General features: G+C 45.8%; 14 protein-coding genes, 1 tRNA gene and 1 riboswitch. Of the genes, 7 read left to right on the top strand and 8 right to left on the bottom strand.

The features are described from left to right. Nucleotides 1-67 precede the first annotated feature (67 nt). The 7 genes from L0992_11095 to L0992_11065 form a co-directional block, all read right to left on the bottom strand. Entirely contained in the window at nucleotides 68-760 is a 693-nt protein-coding gene (locus L0992_11095) for an electron transport complex subunit E (GenBank protein XGB66264.1), read from the bottom strand. Beyond that, nucleotides 760-1,389 (bottom strand): electron transport complex subunit RsxG, encoded by a 630-nt coding sequence (gene rsxG, locus L0992_11090; GenBank protein XGB66263.1) that lies wholly within the window; start codon nucleotides 1,387-1,389, stop codon nucleotides 760-762. The genes L0992_11095 and rsxG overlap by 1 nt, the downstream gene beginning before the upstream one ends. A gap of 12 nt (nucleotides 1,390-1,401) precedes the next feature. Next, nucleotides 1,402-2,448 (bottom strand): electron transport complex subunit RsxD, encoded by a 1,047-nt coding sequence (rsxD, locus tag L0992_11085; protein XGB66262.1) that lies wholly within the window; start codon nucleotides 2,446-2,448, stop codon nucleotides 1,402-1,404. Then, on the bottom strand, nucleotides 2,448-5,360 hold the full coding sequence (gene rsxC / locus L0992_11080; protein XGB66261.1) for an electron transport complex subunit RsxC: 2,913 nt from the start codon (nucleotides 5,358-5,360) through the stop codon (nucleotides 2,448-2,450). Before rsxC ends, rsxD begins: the two co-directional genes overlap by 1 nt. 7 nt (nucleotides 5,361-5,367) lie before the next feature. Further along, on the bottom strand, nucleotides 5,368-5,961 hold the full coding sequence (gene rsxB / locus L0992_11075; GenBank protein XGB66260.1) for an electron transport complex subunit RsxB: 594 nt from the start codon (nucleotides 5,959-5,961) through the stop codon (nucleotides 5,368-5,370). A gap of 2 nt (nucleotides 5,962-5,963) precedes the next feature. Beyond that, nucleotides 5,964-6,542, bottom strand: a complete 579-nt coding sequence (rsxA, locus tag L0992_11070; protein ID XGB66259.1) for an electron transport complex subunit RsxA — start codon at nucleotides 6,540-6,542, stop codon at nucleotides 5,964-5,966. Nucleotides 6,543-6,908: 366 nt separating this feature from the next. Beyond that, a tRNA-Asn gene (locus L0992_11065) sits at nucleotides 6,909-6,984 on the bottom strand. Between the two features lie 509 nt (nucleotides 6,985-7,493). Between L0992_11065 and uvrB the strand changes: the two genes are divergently transcribed. From uvrB to L0992_11050, 3 genes are all read left to right on the top strand, one after another. After that, nucleotides 7,494-9,524 (top strand): excinuclease ABC subunit UvrB, encoded by a 2,031-nt coding sequence (gene uvrB, locus L0992_11060; protein ID XGB66258.1) that lies wholly within the window; start codon nucleotides 7,494-7,496, stop codon nucleotides 9,522-9,524. Between the two features lie 312 nt (nucleotides 9,525-9,836). Continuing rightward, nucleotides 9,837-11,225 (top strand): sigma-54 dependent transcriptional regulator, encoded by a 1,389-nt coding sequence (locus L0992_11055; GenBank protein XGB66257.1) that lies wholly within the window; start codon nucleotides 9,837-9,839, stop codon nucleotides 11,223-11,225. Between the two features lie 23 nt (nucleotides 11,226-11,248). Beyond that, a complete protein-coding gene (locus tag L0992_11050; GenBank protein XGB66256.1) occupies nucleotides 11,249-11,593 on the top strand; it encodes an Hpt domain-containing protein in 345 nt (114 codons plus the stop codon). Between the two features lie 93 nt (nucleotides 11,594-11,686). Here the strand turns inward: L0992_11050 and L0992_11045 are convergent, their stop codons facing one another. Further along, nucleotides 11,687-12,574: a YvcK family protein gene (locus L0992_11045; protein XGB66255.1), complete on the bottom strand. Its 888-nt coding sequence runs from the start codon at nucleotides 12,572-12,574 to the stop codon at nucleotides 11,687-11,689. A 194-nt stretch (nucleotides 12,575-12,768) separates the two neighbouring features. Beyond that, a riboswitch (molybdenum cofactor riboswitch) is annotated at nucleotides 12,769-12,921 on the top strand. Here L0992_11045 and moaA point away from each other — a divergent pair. From moaA to moaD, 4 genes are all read left to right on the top strand, one after another. Then, nucleotides 12,910-13,899: a GTP 3',8-cyclase MoaA gene (gene moaA, locus L0992_11040; GenBank protein XGB66254.1), complete on the top strand. Its 990-nt coding sequence runs from the start codon at nucleotides 12,910-12,912 to the stop codon at nucleotides 13,897-13,899. It overlaps the preceding riboswitch by 12 nt. A gap of 356 nt (nucleotides 13,900-14,255) precedes the next feature. Then, nucleotides 14,256-14,768 carry a molybdenum cofactor biosynthesis protein B gene (gene moaB, locus L0992_11035; protein ID XGB66253.1) on the top strand — a complete coding sequence of 171 codons (513 nt, stop codon included), beginning with the start codon at nucleotides 14,256-14,258 and terminating at the stop codon, nucleotides 14,766-14,768. Between the two features lie 12 nt (nucleotides 14,769-14,780). Continuing rightward, a complete protein-coding gene (moaC, locus tag L0992_11030; GenBank protein XGB66252.1) occupies nucleotides 14,781-15,260 on the top strand; it encodes a cyclic pyranopterin monophosphate synthase MoaC in 480 nt (159 codons plus the stop codon). After that, a complete protein-coding gene (gene moaD / locus L0992_11025) occupies nucleotides 15,257-15,502 on the top strand; it encodes a molybdopterin synthase sulfur carrier subunit (GenBank protein XGB66251.1) in 246 nt (81 codons plus the stop codon). The genes moaC and moaD overlap by 4 nt, the downstream gene beginning before the upstream one ends. The last annotated feature ends 1 nt before the right edge of the window (nucleotide 15,503 follow it).

Raw genomic sequence — 15,503 nt, 5'->3', positions numbered from 1 at the left:
ACTTGGTCAATCTAATTACCTGCTGAGCGGTTGAGCTACTCAGCAGGTTTTAAGCTACTGTAACTTATTAAGCATTGGTAACGCGAGCGCGTTCAATGACTGGCTTTTCTTGTTTAGGCTGTCTAGATTTTGCTTGGTTGTCGATGATGTTTTTCAACGCAATCAAGAAACCAACACCAATAAAGGCACCTGGCGGAAGCAGGGCTAGCAAGAAACTGTTATCAAATTGGAATATCTGGATTCGTAACACAGAAGCCCAATCACCAAGAAGCAGGTCTGCACCATCAAACAGAGTGCCGTTACCAATAACCTCACGCATTGCACCCAGTACAACCAGTACCGATGTCATGCCAAGACCCATCCAGAAACCATCTTGAGCAGCAGGTAGCACTTCGTTTTTAGACGCGAAGGCTTCAGCTCGGCCAATGATGATACAGTTGGTTACGATCAGTGGGATGAAGATACCCAAAGACAGGTAAAGGCCATACGCGTAAGCATTCATCAGAAGTTGAACACAGGTTACCAGTGATGCAATGATCATTACGAATACTGGAATACGCACTTCTTTTGGTACGTGGTTACGAACCAGAGATACAGCAACGTTCGAACCTACCAATACAAGCAGAGTAGCAATACCCAGTCCAAGTGCGTTGGTCACCGTTGAAGATACAGCCAACAGAGGACATAAGCCAAGCAGTTGAACTAGGGCAGGGTTGTTAGCCCACATGCCATTTTTGATTAGTGTTTTATGGTCACTCATTATTCACCACCACAATTTAGAGGTTGAGCAAGCAATGCTTGGTTGTTTTGGTTAACGTACTGAACCGCTTGTTTAACTGACTTCACAACCGCTCTTGGCGTAATGGTCGCGCCAGTAAATTGGTCAAAGTCACCACCGTCTTTACGAACCTTCCAACGGTCAAGATTAGAATCTGTGACTTGTTTGCCTGCAAACGAAAGAATCCAATCACTCACACGCAAATCAATCTTATCACCCAAACCTGGCGTTTCTTGGTGAGAAAGCACGCGAGTACCTAAAATAGTACCGTCGATTTTCATCCCAACAATGACTTTAATCGCGCCATTGTAGCCGTCAGGTGCAATCGCTTCGATCGCAATCGCGCTTGGCTCACCATCAAGTTTAGCGATGTAAGCTGGCATCGCTTGCTCAGTACCAAGTTCTTCTGCTTGAACCAGAGTACAGGCTGAAAAGAGTTCATTATCGTGCAGATCGTGCGGGATAACTTGGTTAAGAACAGACAGCAGTTGAGCTTGTTCTTGCTGCTTGATCTGATCTTTGGTCAGGTAGTGAGTTACCGCCACCAAACCTGTTGAAGCACACGCAAAAATCGCGAGTACAAGGCCGTTTTTCTTAATAGCATTTAGCATCGTATCCGCTCCTTAGTGACCGTACGTGCGAGGTTTGGTGTAGTAGTCAATCAGTGGAACACACATGTTGGCTAACAATACAGCAAACGCCACGCCATCAGGGAAGCCACCCCAACTGCGGATAATAAACACCAACGCGCCAATCAGGGCACCAAATACCAATCGACCTTTTACTGTCGTCGAAGCTGAAACCGGGTCGGTTGCAATGAAGAATGCACCAAGCATGGTTGCGCCAGACAATAGATGAATAGTTGGAGAAGCGGTTTCACCTGGCGTTAGGATTAAGAATACTAGGCTAAACAGAGCAAGGCTGCCGATGAACGCCACAGGAATATGCCATTGAATCACGCGTTGCTTGATAAGTACCAAGCCGCCAACGAGGTAAGCAAGGTTCACCCATTCCCAACCTACGCCAGCTAGCCAGCTGAACTGTGGTTGAGATAGAGCTTCAGAAGCGGTGTTACCTGCCGTTAATGCCGTTTTGAATGCATCAAGCGGCGTTGCCATTGTGGTGCCATCAATACCAAGGCGTGCTTGTTGAAGAGACAAACCTTCGTTGTTGAAACCCGTAAAGATCATCAAGAAAGAGTCAACAAAGCTGGTTGCTTCAGCGGTTAGGCTGGCTGGTGCATTCCAACTGGTCATTTGAACTGGGAATGAGATCAGCAAGACAACGTAAGCCACCATCGCTGGGTTAAATGGGTTTTGCCCTAAGCCGCCATATAAGTGTTTCGCAATAATAATCGCGAAGAACATACCAATCACTAGAATCCACCACGGTGAGTGCGGAGGAATAGCGACACTGAGTAGCCAAGCGGTCACAACCGCACTGTAATCACGTAGCGCCATTACTGGCGGACGTTTTCTTAGCAGCATTACAGCTGCTTCAAAGGTAACAGCAAGTGCGATAGCAAATACTAACTGGATGAGCGTACCCCATCCAAAGAAGTAGGTTTGAGCTAGTAGACCAGGCAATGCACAAATAGCGACCCATTTCATGAGATCTGGGGTGCTTCTACGATTGTGTGCGTGCGGTGAGCTGGCGATAAAGAAGGCCACTACTCTTTCTCCTCATTGTTCTTTTTATCTTGCTCTTGCTGCGCTTTTCTTGCTTTAGCACGAGCAATTGCGGCAGCAACGGCTGCTTTCTTAGGACCGACGGGTTCTGATTGAGCCTCAGATTCAACCACAGTCTCTTTTTCAATTAATGGTTCAGCCACGGTTTCAGGAGCGATTTCTTCAGCTTCGACCTGCTTAGCTTGCTGTGCTTTCTTCGCTTTAGCGCGTGCAATAGCGGCAGCAACAGCCGCTTTCTTAGGATCGACAGCTTCTGGTTGAGTTTCAGCTACCACTTCGAGCGCTGGCTCAGGCGTTTCTACTGTCTCAGTCTGCTTGGCTTGCTGAGCTTTCTTAGCTTTAGCGCGTGCAATAGCGGCAGCAACAGCCGCTTTTTTAGGATCGACTGACTCTTGTTGATTTTCAGCTTCAGTTTCAATTACTGGCTCAGACGTTTCTGCTGTCTCAGTCTGTTTCGCTTGCTGAGCTTTCTTCGCTTTAGCGCGTGCAATAGCGGCAGCGACAGCATCTTTCTTAGCATCGCCAGAGCTTCCATTTGGATCTTCACTTTCTGTTTGAATAGCTGATTCCGCTTGCTGTGCTTTCTTTGCTTTAGCACGAGCTATTGCAGTAGCAACGGCATCTTTCTTGGCATCACCAGTACTTTCAGCCAGAGCATCAGAAGCTGATTCCGCTTGTTGAGCTTTCTTCGCTTTAGCACGAGCAATCGCAGCAGCAACTGCATCTTTCTTCGCATCGCCAGTACTTTCAGCTGGAGCTTCAGAAGCAGGTTCCGCTTGATGTGCTTTCTTGGCTTTAGCGCGAGCTATTGCGGCAGCAACAGCGTCTTTCTTAGCGTCGTCAGAGTTATCAGCCGGAGCGTCAGAAGCTGATTCAGCTTGCTGAGCTTTTTTCGCTTTAGCGCGAGCGATAGCTGCTGCGACAGCATCTTTCTTGGCGTCGCCAGAGCTTTCTGCCGGGGTGTCAGCCGCTGATTCCGCTTGTTGTGCTTTCTTAGCTTTAGCACGAGCGATAGCGGCAGCGACGGCGTCTTTCTTGGCGTCGCCAGAGCTTTCTGCCGGGGTGTCAGCCGCTAATTCCGCTTGTTGTGCTTTCTTAGCTTTAGCACGAGCGATAGCGGCAGCGACGGCGTCTTTCTTGCCATCACCAGAGCTTTCAGCTGGAGTGTCAGCAGCTGCTTGTTGCGCCTTGCGTTCTCGAGCTTGACGCTTACGCTCTTCACGTAGCTTCGACATTTCAGAGTTGTCTGGTTCAGCACCGTCTGCTTTCTGAGCCGCAGCTTGTTTCGCTTTTGCTTTAGCAATCGCAGCTGCAACCGCAGGTTTCACTGCTGGCTCTTCACTTGGAGCCTGATCAGCAGCGGCTTTTTGTGCTTTAACTCGTGCAATCGCAGCAGCAATTGCATCGTCACCGTCTGCTGATTTCATGTCTTTGCGACGGTTATCTGCGGCTTTCTTGAAGCGGTTTTCGCGTTCTGCTTTGTCACGCTCCATACGAGCGTTTTTCTCTTCGAAACGAACCTTGGCGCGCTCTGCGGCCGTCGCTTCGTCTTTTCTTGTTTTGATTTCAGCTTTCGCTTGGCGATAGTACTGAACAAGCGGAATTTCACTTGGACACACAAACGCACAAGCACCACATTCAATACAGTCTTTAATATTTAGCTCTTCGCACTTGTCCAGCTCATTGGCTTTCGCGTGCCATTGCAGCTGTTGAGGCAGTAGAGAGGCAGGACAAGCTTCGGCACAAGCACTGCATCGAATACATTCCATTTCGTAAGTGCTTGGAGAAATCTCACGACGCGTTGGCGCTAAAATACAGTTCGACGTTTTAGTGATTGGCACATTGGCATGTGGCAAGGTGAAGCCCATCATCGGGCCACCCAAAATCAAACGCGGCAGCTTTTTATCGGCTTTGTAGCCAAACTCTTCAAGCAACTCATGTACTGGCGTGCCTAGAAGTGCCCAAACGTTACGAGGTTGCTTAAAGGTCTTTCCGGTTAAAGTCACAACGCGGTTAACGACAGGTTCGCCGTCGATTACTGCTCTCTTAATCGAATAAAGAGAGCCGACATTTTGAACCAAAACACCTATGTCCGCAGGAATACCGCCAGCAGGAACCTCTTTATTGGTGAGGATCTTGATGAGCTGTTTCTCACCACCTGAAGGGTATTTGGTTGGAATAACACGAATGACGATATCTTTGTCTTTCGCGGCAATCTCAAGTGCTTTTATCGCGTCTGGCTTGTTGTCTTCAATGCCGATCACGGTCAGTTTTGGTTGAAGGATGTGTTCAACCACTTCGATGCCTTTTAGTACTTCTTCGGCATGTTCTTGAAGCAACTTGTCATCAGAGGTGATGTAAGGTTCACACTCAGCAGCGTTGACGATCAAAATGTCAGTACGACCAAGGCCTGACTGCAGCTTTTTCGCAGTAGGGAAGCCGGCGCCGCCCATGCCCGAAATACCGGCTTGACGAATCACATCAAGCAGTTCGTCTGAGGTCTTTGTTGAAAAGTCTTCAACTGGGTGTTTTTCAATCCACGTGTCTAAGCCGTCAGGTTTAATGACTACACTGAGTTCGCTTAAGCCCGAAGGGTGAGCGGTAGTTCTTGGTTCGATAGCGGTAATCACACCTGATGTTGGTGCGTGTACTGGTAACGTAAAACCCGTGTCCAAGGCTGTCAATTGTTGGCCTTTTAGCACGGTGTCACCCGCAACAACCAATAAGTTACCTGGCTTACCGATGTGTTGTTTTACAGGAAGAACGATTTCTTCAGGAAGCCTTGCATGAACGATGTCAGTGGTATTGGACTGTTTCTTGTTTTCAGCAGGGTGCACGCCGCCTGGGAAGTTCCAAATAGAGCCCGTGCGAATTTGTTCAATTAAAGAGATCATACTAACCCTATGCCTTAGGCTCTGACGCGGTCGCATCAGTTGCTTGGTTAGTGATATCCGTAACAGGAATGATGTTCATCTGCCATTTCCAATTTTCAGTCGTTGTTGCCACTGGAATCATTTCAATACAGTCAGTAGGGCACGGCGCGACACAAAGATCACAACCCGTACATTCATCTTTAATTACTGTGTGTAGTGCCTTTGCACCACCAACTATGGCGTCGACAGGGCAGGCTTGAATACATTTAGTACAGCCAATACACATATCTTCATGAATGAAAGCAACAGTCTTTACTTTGTTATCTAAGTCGTGAGCGGAGTCTTCAACTTCTACGCCCATTAAGTCTGCTAGCTTCTCAATGGTTGCTTGGCCGCCAGGAGGACATTTGTTGATCTTGTCTCCGTTGGCGATCGCCTCTGCGTATGGACGGCAACCTGGGTAGCCACATTGGCCACATTGAGTTTGCGGTAAAATGGTATCGATTTGATCAACGATAGGATCGGCTTCTACTTTAAAGCGGATAGAAGCAAAGCCCAAAATAGCGCCAAAAACAGCGGCTAAAACGGCTAGCGCAATGATCGCAATTAAAATGGTACTCATGCTTATTTCACCAACCCGGTAAAGCCCATAAATGCCAGAGACATTAGGCCTGCTGTGATCATCGCAATCGATGCGCCTTTGAATGGCATTGGAACATCAGCAACCGCAATACGCTCACGCATCGCAGCGAATAGGATCAGAACAAGAGAGAAACCCACTGCTGCGCCGAAACCATAGATGATCGACTGAATGAAGTTGTGGTTTTCATTGATGTTCAAAAGTGCCACACCTAACACCGCGCAGTTAGTGGTGATAAGAGGTAGGAAGATACCCAATAGGCGATATAGCGTTGGGCTGGTTTTGTGAACGACCATTTCCGTAAATTGAACAACCACCGCGATAACCAAGATGAAGCTCATGGTACGCAGGTATTCAATACCCAGAGGGGTAAGGATGTAGGTTTCTACTAGGTATGCAGATACCGACGCTAACGTCAGAACGAAAGTCGTAGCGAGGCCCATGCCAATCGCAGTCTCCAGTTTCTTGGAGACTCCCATGAAAGGACATAGCCCTAAAAACTTCACTAGCACAAAGTTATTGACCAGCACTGTGCCAACCAACAACAAAAGGTATTCGGTCATAATGGATTAATTCTTGAGATTCCGATCCCGATATTATCCTGCTTTGCTCACCTAATAACAACCAAGGATCACTAGGGATTTAGACACTTGGTGAAAAAAACATCAGGTAATCGTTTGATTATTAAAGTCACACTAAGTATAGACGGGCAATTTTTACTTGCTGAGACAAGTTTATGGGAGTGGTTGAGTTGGATCATTGACAAGATCATTCGTGAGTAGAGTGTGCTCTTAGTTCTAATTACAGGGGAGTAATTGTTGGTTCTTGGGTGAGTAGAGTTATCGAAGGAACGGCAAAAAATAGCAAAATGCAAACCAAAAGCACTAAAACGCAAAAAGCCGCATCGAGTGATGCGGCTTCTTTAAATTTGGCTCCCCTTGCAAGACTTGAACTTGCGACATACGGATTAACAGTCCGCCGTTCTACCAACTGAACTAAAGGGGAATTGCTTGTTAGCGACGCGAATTTTAATAACAGTCCGTTTTTCTGTCAATAAAAAATAGCAGAAAAAAGTAAGATAAAAAACTTTACTTTCTGGAACGCCTTATTGGATTTAGCTTTGCTTTAGTTATCCACCAAAATTGTGGATAAGTGTGTGTGTGAAACTTTAACAACAATAATTGGGATAAATCTGAAAATATAAAAAATGGATCTAACTTGATGTATTTAAAGAAATAGTATCAAAATATCACGGTTGTATAACTTTTCTAGATTATAAATTGAACAGTAAAACAAGCGGTATTTTTAGTTTTTTTGGGGAAAAGTAGTGGATTAAAATTCGAGTAATTTAGCTGGGGAAACTTTGCAGGGGCACGTATAATACCAAGTTCTAAAAATAAAAGCTATAACTGATCTCGAATCTCAAGAAGCATTTCTCTAGATAATAGTTGCAACGACACTCCTCCTAGAGTGACAATGACCTGATTAAAAAAACAGTATGGAAATGGCGACCTATGAGTAAACTCTTTGACTTGGTATCGGACTACAGCACGTCCGGTGACCAGCCGACAGCGATAACCAAATTACTAGACGGATTAGATTCTGGTTTGGCACATCAAACTCTACTAGGGGTAACAGGCTCAGGTAAAACCTTTACCCTTGCTAACGTCATTTCCCAATCTCAAAGACCGGCGATCTTGTTAGCGCCTAATAAGACATTGGCCGCGCAGTTGTATGGGGAGATGAAATCCTTCTTTCCCAACAATGCCGTCGAGTATTTCGTTTCTTACTACGATTACTACCAACCGGAAGCTTACGTTCCGACAACAGACACATTCATCGAGAAAGACGCGTCTGTGAACGCCCATATCGAACAAATGAGGCTGTCGGCAACCAAGGCCTTGCTAGAACGAAAAGACGCCATCATCGTCGCGTCTGTATCGGCTATCTATGGTCTGGGTGATCCTAAATCTTACCTGAAGATGATGCTTCACTTGAGTCGTGGTGAGGTCATGGACCAACGCGATATCTTGCGCCGCTTGGCTGAGCTGCAATATTCAAGAAACGACGTTGCGTTCGAGCGTGGCCAGTTCCGCGTCCGTGGTGAAGTGATTGATATCTTCCCTGCTGAATCGGACCAGGATGCAGTGCGCATCGAAATGTTCGATGACGAAGTGGATTGCATCAGTATCTTTGACCCACTGACTGGTGCGGTCAAGCAAAGAGACTTACCGCGCTTTACTGTGTATCCGAAAACTCACTATGTAACGCCAAGGGAGAAAATCCTTGAGGCGATTGAGAACATTAAAGACGAACTTCGAGACCGAGCTCAATACCTCAAAGACAACAACAAGCTTTTGGAAGAGCAGCGTATTTCTCAGAGAACTCAGTTTGATATCGAGATGATGACGGAGCTTGGCTTCTGCTCGGGTATCGAAAACTATTCACGGTATTTGAGTGGTCGTGCCGAAGGAGAAGCGCCTCCGACGTTATTTGATTACTTGCCTGATGATGGTCTGTTGATTATCGATGAATCACACGTGACTGTGCCGCAGATAGGCGCCATGTATAAAGGTGACCGTTCGCGTAAGGAAACTCTGGTTGAGTTTGGCTTCCGTTTGCCTTCTGCATTGGATAACCGTCCAATGAAGTTCGACGAGTTTGAATCGATCGCGCCACAAACGATTTTTGTATCGGCGACACCTGGTAATTACGAGATTGAAAAATCAGATGGCGAGATTGCTGATCAAGTCGTTCGTCCTACTGGCCTGTTAGATCCAATTATTGAAGTAAGACCGGTCGCGACTCAGGTTGATGACTTGTTGTCTGAAATCAGAATCCGTTCTGCGAAAGAAGAGCGTGTTTTGGTGACCACGTTGACTAAGCGAATGGCGGAAGACTTAACCGAATACCTAAGCGAGCATGGTGTTAAAGTACGTTACTTGCACTCGGATATTGATACGGTTGAGCGTGTTGAGATCATCCGAGATCTGCGCCTGGGTGAGTTCGACGTGTTAGTGGGCATTAACTTACTTCGTGAAGGTTTGGATATGCCTGAAGTATCGCTGGTGGCGATTCTTGATGCAGATAAAGAGGGTTTCCTACGTTCTGAACGCTCTCTGATCCAAACCATTGGTCGTGCTGCACGTAACCTTGAAGGTAAAGCGATCTTGTATGGTGACTCGATTACTAAGTCGATGAAAAAAGCGATTGATGAAACCGACCGTCGTAGAGAGAAACAGCAGGCTTACAACGAAGAGCAGGGTATTACGCCACAAGCGCTTAAGCGTAATATCAAAGACATTATGGAGCTGGGTGACATCACCAAGTCGAAACAACAACGACAATCTAAACAAGTTCCATTGTCTAAGGTGGCAGAGCCTTCAGAAAGTTATGCGGTGCTTACACCACAACAGCTTGATAAAGAGATCAGTAAGTTGGAAGCGGCAATGTATCAACATGCTCAGAACTTGGAATTTGAATTGGCGGCACAGAAGCGTGATGAAATTGAGCAGTTAAGAAAGCAATTCATTACCAATAGCTAACTTCACTTAATCGAACTTCTTAACTCAAGAAGTTCGCCTCAAAAGACAACATTTGAGAGTGTTTCAGACAAAAAAACAGCCAGTAGTAATTGTTCTACTGGCTTACGTTTGTGGACACTCAGTCCACTAACAACGTCAGTTGGCTAGGTGACCCGAAGGTCATCTGTATAATTGCATCGTTCGTGCCATATAGATAAAACATTGATTATTTGAAGCAAGTAAAAAAATACAATACAAATATTGTGGCTAATTTGCATAATGCAAAGCGGAATGCGACTATAATAAGAAATGCAAATTATAAATGGCTAGGATATGCAATCAAAAACGCTAGATAACAAATCAAAGTATTTGTTGATGGTGGAGGATACGGCTTCAGTCGCAGCGTTATATCGCTCGTATCTTACACCGCTCGAAATTGATATCAACATTGTCGGCACTGGCCGCGATGCAATTGAGAGTTTGAATCATCGAATCCCTGACCTCATTTTATTAGATCTACGTCTACCTGATATGACGGGTATGGACGTGCTCTTTGCTGTAAAACAAAAATATCCTGAAGTACCCGTTATCTTCATGACAGCGCACGGTTCTATCGATACCGCAGTAGAAGCGATGCGTCATGGTTCTCAGGACTTCCTTATCAAGCCTTGTGAAGCCGACCGACTTCGTATTACGGTGAACAATGCGATCCGCAAAGCGACCAAGCTTAAGAACAGCTCTGAACATCCGGGAAACCAGAATTACCAAGGCTTCATTGGCAGTAGCCAAACCATGCAACAGGTTTATCGAACTATCGATTCCGCCGCATCGAGTAAAGCGAGCATTTTCATTACCGGTGAAAGTGGTACGGGTAAAGAGGTATGTGCAGAAGCGATTCACGCGGCGAGTAAGCGTGGCGATAAGCCTTTTATCGCAATCAACTGTGCGGCAATTCCTAAAGACTTGATTGAAAGTGAGCTGTTTGGTCACGTCAAAGGGGCGTTTACGGGCGCGGCAACAGACCGTCAAGGTGCTGCTGAACTGGCTGATGGAGGCACACTGTTCCTCGATGAGCTGTGTGAAATGGATCTTGAACTGCAAACCAAGCTTCTGCGTTTTATCCAAACTGGTACTTTTCAAAAGGTAGGCTCTTCGAAGATGAAGAGTGTCGACGTGCGCTTTGTTTGTGCGACCAACCGTGACCCTTGGAAAGAAGTACAGGAAGGTCGCTTTAGAGAAGACTTATACTACCGTCTGTACGTGATTCCTCTGCATTTGCCGCCATTGCGTGAGCGTGGTGAAGATGTCATCGAGATTGCATACTCATTATTGGGCTACATGTCGGTTGAAGAAGGCAAGGCGTTTGTACGTTTTGCTCAAGAAGTGCTGGATCGCTTTAACCAATATGAGTGGCCGGGTAACGTTCGTCAGCTACAAAACGTATTGCGGAATGTGGTGGTGTTGAATAATGGTAAAGAGATTACTCTGAACATGCTTCCGCCACCATTGAATCAACCGATTGAAAACAGTCTGCGCCTGAAAGAGAAGCAGAGTGAAGACATCACCGTAAAAGATATTTTCCCATTGTGGATCACTGAGAAAACGGCAATCGAACAAGCCATAAAAGCGTGTGATGGCAACATCCCTCGTGCGGCTGGTTTCTTGGATGTCAGTCCATCAACGATATACCGTAAATTGCAAACGTGGAATGCGAAGCAGTAATCGCCAAACAATAAGAAAGAACGATGATGAAAGTATTAAATCAGCAAAAAGTTGATGAGCTTGCCGGTGAGATTGGGCAAGAGAATGTCCCAGTGTTATTGGAAATCTTTTTAGGTGAATTGAAGGGATACTACGAGCACTTAGAGCTAAACAAAGATACCGATACGTCTAAGTATTTGGCTGATATCAGCCATGCGTTGAAGAGCAGTGCTGCGAGTTTTGGTGCTGATTCTTTGTGTAGTTTTGCTATTAGCTTAGACGCAAAAGTGAAGCAAGCATTGCCCGTAACAGATATTGATTTTCAATATATGCAGGAACTACTGCTATCGACTTATACTGAATATCAACAGTTGATGACGGATCTCTAAAGCGGTTAATCGCTAAATATACAGGTAGAGATACAGAGACTAAAAAAGGAGCATGATGCTCCTTTTTCGTTTTCTGATAGTTGAACTTATAAACTAAGCCAACTGAGCTTCGATTGCTTGTTGGAGCTTCACTCGGTCGTGTCGCCAATCACGATTTGCAGATGCAAGATCCGTGGTCACACAATTCCATTGGCCCTCTAGTTCTGGATGCGGTTCATTACCTAGTACGACGTCTATCTTACGTGCTTTGCAGGTACGTTCACACCAACCCAATTGCTCTTGAAGCGTCATTTTTCCTGCCGGACCGTGTTCTGGAGACAGGTTTTCAACGAAGATAACTTTTGCCTTGGTGTTTCCAGCGATGGCTTTACCAATTTCTGGCAGCAGCAGCGGAGGCATCACACTGGTTAAAAAGCTGCCAGGGCCAAGCACAATACAGTCTGCTTCTTCCACCGCAGCTACGGCTTCTTTGGTTGCTGGCACTTCTGGCGATAAGTCCATCATGCGCAGTTTTTCTGTCATGTCATCAACGTTGGTTTCGCCAGTTACCCAGCGGCCGTCCATGGATAGGGCTGTGAGGTCAGAAGGGTGCTCGGTCATTGGCACGATATTAACGTCGACCTTAAGCATATTTCGAATTAGGTTAATCGCTTCTAGTGGACGAACGGAGAGGTTGTCCAATGCAGTGAGCATCAGGTTACCCAGGTTATGACCATCGAGTTCGCCTTGGCCGCGAAAGCGGTATTCAAACATCATCGAGCTGATTGAAGGTTCAGTGATCAATTGGTTGATACAGTTGCGTGTATCGCCCCAAGCAATACCACCTTGGCAGTCTCGAATTCGTCCGGTTGAACCGCCATTATCCGTTGTTGCAACAATGCCAGTTGCGTTGTTACCAAAGTCTTTTAGTGCAGCAAGCATACGACCTAAGCCATGGCCTCCACCGATTGCTACGACTTTCTTTGAAGAGTAAATATTCATTTTTTGTTCTTGTTAGATTATTACCAACTATAATTTAGGGTAAATGCTTCTCGCTATATACTCAACAAGAGTTATTTTGAGCGTTTGATACGTTTTTTTTGCCGATGTGACCCGTTTTTTACCATCAGAGCTAGATTCACGTACAAATATTAAGTATTTTATTACTCAGCTACTGCATGTATGAATATAACGTGCGGTTGCCATAACTCCGAGCTCTCGCATGCTAAGTCGCACAGTGGTATTTGCTGTACCGATACGCATCAAGAGCCAGTGACATGTTGTCACAAGGGCTTAATTGGAAATGATTATGCCTCCCGTGTTTGGAAAGGTGTTCCGTGGCGCAACAATTCGAAGATAGATTCCATCGCAAGTTTTATTACTTGCGCTTGTCGGTTACAGACGTCTGTAACTTTAAATGTACTTACTGCTTGCCGGATGGTTATAAACCGTCAGGGCAAAAAAACTCGTCTTTTTTAAGTGTTCCCGAGATCAAACGCGTTGTAAAAGCGTTTGCAGATTGTGGTACCTCAAAGATCCGCATTACAGGCGGAGAGCCGAGTCTGCGTAAAGACTTTCCTGAAATCATACATACCGTTGCTTCTACTCCAGGCATCGAAAAAGTAGCCACGACAACGAACGGCTATCGCATGGAGAAACAAGTAGGGCAGTGGCGTGATGCTGGTTTAACCCATATAAACGTGAGCGTGGATAGCTTAGATTCACGTATGTTCCATCAGATCACTGGTGAGAATAAGTTTACTGAGGTTATGCGAGGTATTGATAAAGCGTTTGAGGTTGGCTATGAACAAGTCAAAGTCAACGTTGTATTGATGAAAGACCTCAACAGTCAGGAATTACCAGCCTTCCTTAATTGGATCAAAGACAAACCTATTCAATTACGTTTTATCGAGCTGATGAAAACCGGCGAGATGGACGAGTTGTTTGATAAACACCATGTATCGGGCGTTGCGATTCGCAACCAGCTTATTGCTAACGGTTGGCTGTTAAAAGTCAAAGCCGTGAATGATGGGCCTGCACAAGTGTTTGTCCACCCAGACTACAAGGGTGAAATTGGTTTGATCATGCCTTACGAGAAAGACTTTTGTGAGAGTTGTAACCGCCTGCGTGTTTCTGCGACCGGTAAACTTCACCTATGTCTGTTTGGCGACCACGGTGTTGAACTGAGAGATCTGATTCAAGAAGATCAACAAGAGCAAGAGCTCATTGATCGAATTCAGGCTCAGCTTCAAACCAAGTCCGTTAGTCACTTCTTACATGATGGCAACAGCGGCATGACTCCAAACTTGGCGTCAATCGGCGGTTAATCCGCTATATACTCTAAAGCATTTTATCGCTCAGCTTCTTTAGGCTGGGCGAATCAGTCTAGGGCGTGTTGCTCTTTCGAGCTGATTTTTGCAGCGAGTTGCTGGGTATTTATACAAGGCAGAGGCTTTGATGTGTAGCTAGCCTACATGAGAAGCCGATAACGTAGTAGAAATGACCAGCAAACGCTGCCCGAAGGGTTCGGCTAAAAGCGTTTTACTCTTTGTTGAGGGAGATTTGCTTAGAATGACTAGGCTACTTCCCCCTCGCCGCGATTAAAACGCTTTTATCTCGAACAAAATTTAATCACGAAAGGTCAACACACCCTCATAATTGAAAAATTTATATAGGTGAACAAATGGGTCACGCAGAAAGCAAATTCCAAGCAGCAAACATCGCAGTACTAACGGTTTCAGATACGCGTACAGAAGAAAATGACACGTCAGGTGGTTATCTAGCTGAGCATGCTAAAGAAGCGGGTCACAACGTTGTTGATAAGCAAATCGTTATCGACGACATGTACAAGATCCGTGCGATCGTATCTAAGTGGATCGCTGATGAAAGCGTACAAGCGATCATGATCACGGGCGGTACTGGATTTACTTCTCGTGACAGCACGCCTGAAGCGCTTAAGCCACTATTCGACAAAGAAGTAGAAGGCTTTGGTGAGCTATTCCGTCAAGTATCTTACGAAGAGATCGGTACATCGACAATTCAATCTCGTGCGATTGCAGGCTTTGCTAACCACACAGTAATCTTTGCGATGCCAGGTTCTACAGGTGCTTGTCGCACTGGTTGGACTAAGATCATCAAGCAACAGATGGACGCTAGCCACCGCCCTTGTAACTTCATGCCACACCTTTCTGTATAAGGTGGTTTGAGTATGAGCCAATTTACACACATTAACGCGTCTGGCGAAGCAAACATGGTCGATGTATCGGCTAAAGCTGAGACAGTACGCGAAGCGAGAGCGGAAGCTTTCGTAAAAATGTCTGCTGAAACACTAGAGCTGATTGTTTCTGGTAGCCACCATAAAGGTGATGTTTTCGCAACGGCACGTATTGCTGGTATTCAAGCGGCTAAAAAGACGTGGGATCTGATTCCACTGTGTCACCCTCTACTATTAACCAAAGTAGAAGTGCAGCTTGAAGCTATCGAGTCTGAAAACAAGGTTCGCATCGAATCTGTTTGTAAGCTTGCTGGTAAGACTGGCGTAGAAATGGAAGCGCTAACGGCTGCTTCTGTTGCTGCGTTAACGATTTACGATATGTGTAAAGCTGTTCAGAAAGACATTGTTATCGAGAATGTACGCCTGTTAGAGAAGACGGGTGGTAAATCTGGTCACTTTAAGGTGGAATCATGATTACAGTTCTTTTCTTTGCTCAAACTCGTGAACTTGTTGGTGTGGACAGCGTTGAAGTTGATGCACAGTTCAAGACGATTGAAGCGATTCGCAGCCACCTTGTAGCACAAGAAGGCAAATGGGATATCGCTTTGGAAGAGGGCAAGCTTCTAGCTGCGCTTAACCAATCAATCGTACCTTTGACGACTGAAGTGAAAGACGGCGACGAAGTGGCTTTCTTCCCACCTGTCACTGGAGGCTAAG

It is taken from the genome of Vibrio pomeroyi, from assembly GCA_041879425.1.
Taxonomy (GTDB): domain Bacteria; phylum Pseudomonadota; class Gammaproteobacteria; order Enterobacterales; family Vibrionaceae; genus Vibrio; species Vibrio pomeroyi_A.
This window is presented reverse-complemented; position numbering and strand designations above follow the sequence as displayed.

Excerpts from the sequence above, each read along its gene's own strand:
- L0992_11045 (XGB66255.1), bottom strand. The coding sequence starts at position 12,574 with ATGAATATTTACTCTTCAAAGAAAGTCGTAGCAATCGGTGGAGGCCAT.
- moaB (XGB66253.1), top strand. The coding sequence starts at position 14,256 with ATGGGTCACGCAGAAAGCAAATTCCAAGCAGCAAACATCGCAGTACTA.
- rsxA (XGB66259.1), bottom strand. The coding sequence starts at position 6,542 with ATGACCGAATACCTTTTGTTGTTGGTTGGCACAGTGCTGGTCAATAAC.
- rsxC (XGB66261.1), bottom strand. The coding sequence starts at position 5,360 with ATGATCTCTTTAATTGAACAAATTCGCACGGGCTCTATTTGGAACTTC.
- L0992_11055 (XGB66257.1), top strand. The coding sequence starts at position 9,837 with ATGCAATCAAAAACGCTAGATAACAAATCAAAGTATTTGTTGATGGTG.
- rsxG (XGB66263.1), bottom strand. The coding sequence starts at position 1,389 with ATGCTAAATGCTATTAAGAAAAACGGCCTTGTACTCGCGATTTTTGCG.
- L0992_11050 (XGB66256.1), top strand. The coding sequence starts at position 11,249 with ATGATGAAAGTATTAAATCAGCAAAAAGTTGATGAGCTTGCCGGTGAG.
- uvrB (XGB66258.1), top strand. The coding sequence starts at position 7,494 with ATGAGTAAACTCTTTGACTTGGTATCGGACTACAGCACGTCCGGTGAC.
- rsxB (XGB66260.1), bottom strand. The coding sequence starts at position 5,961 with ATGAGTACCATTTTAATTGCGATCATTGCGCTAGCCGTTTTAGCCGCT.
- L0992_11095 (XGB66264.1), bottom strand. The coding sequence starts at position 760 with ATGAGTGACCATAAAACACTAATCAAAAATGGCATGTGGGCTAACAAC.
- moaD (XGB66251.1), top strand. The coding sequence starts at position 15,257 with ATGATTACAGTTCTTTTCTTTGCTCAAACTCGTGAACTTGTTGGTGTG.
- moaC (XGB66252.1), top strand. The coding sequence starts at position 14,781 with ATGAGCCAATTTACACACATTAACGCGTCTGGCGAAGCAAACATGGTC.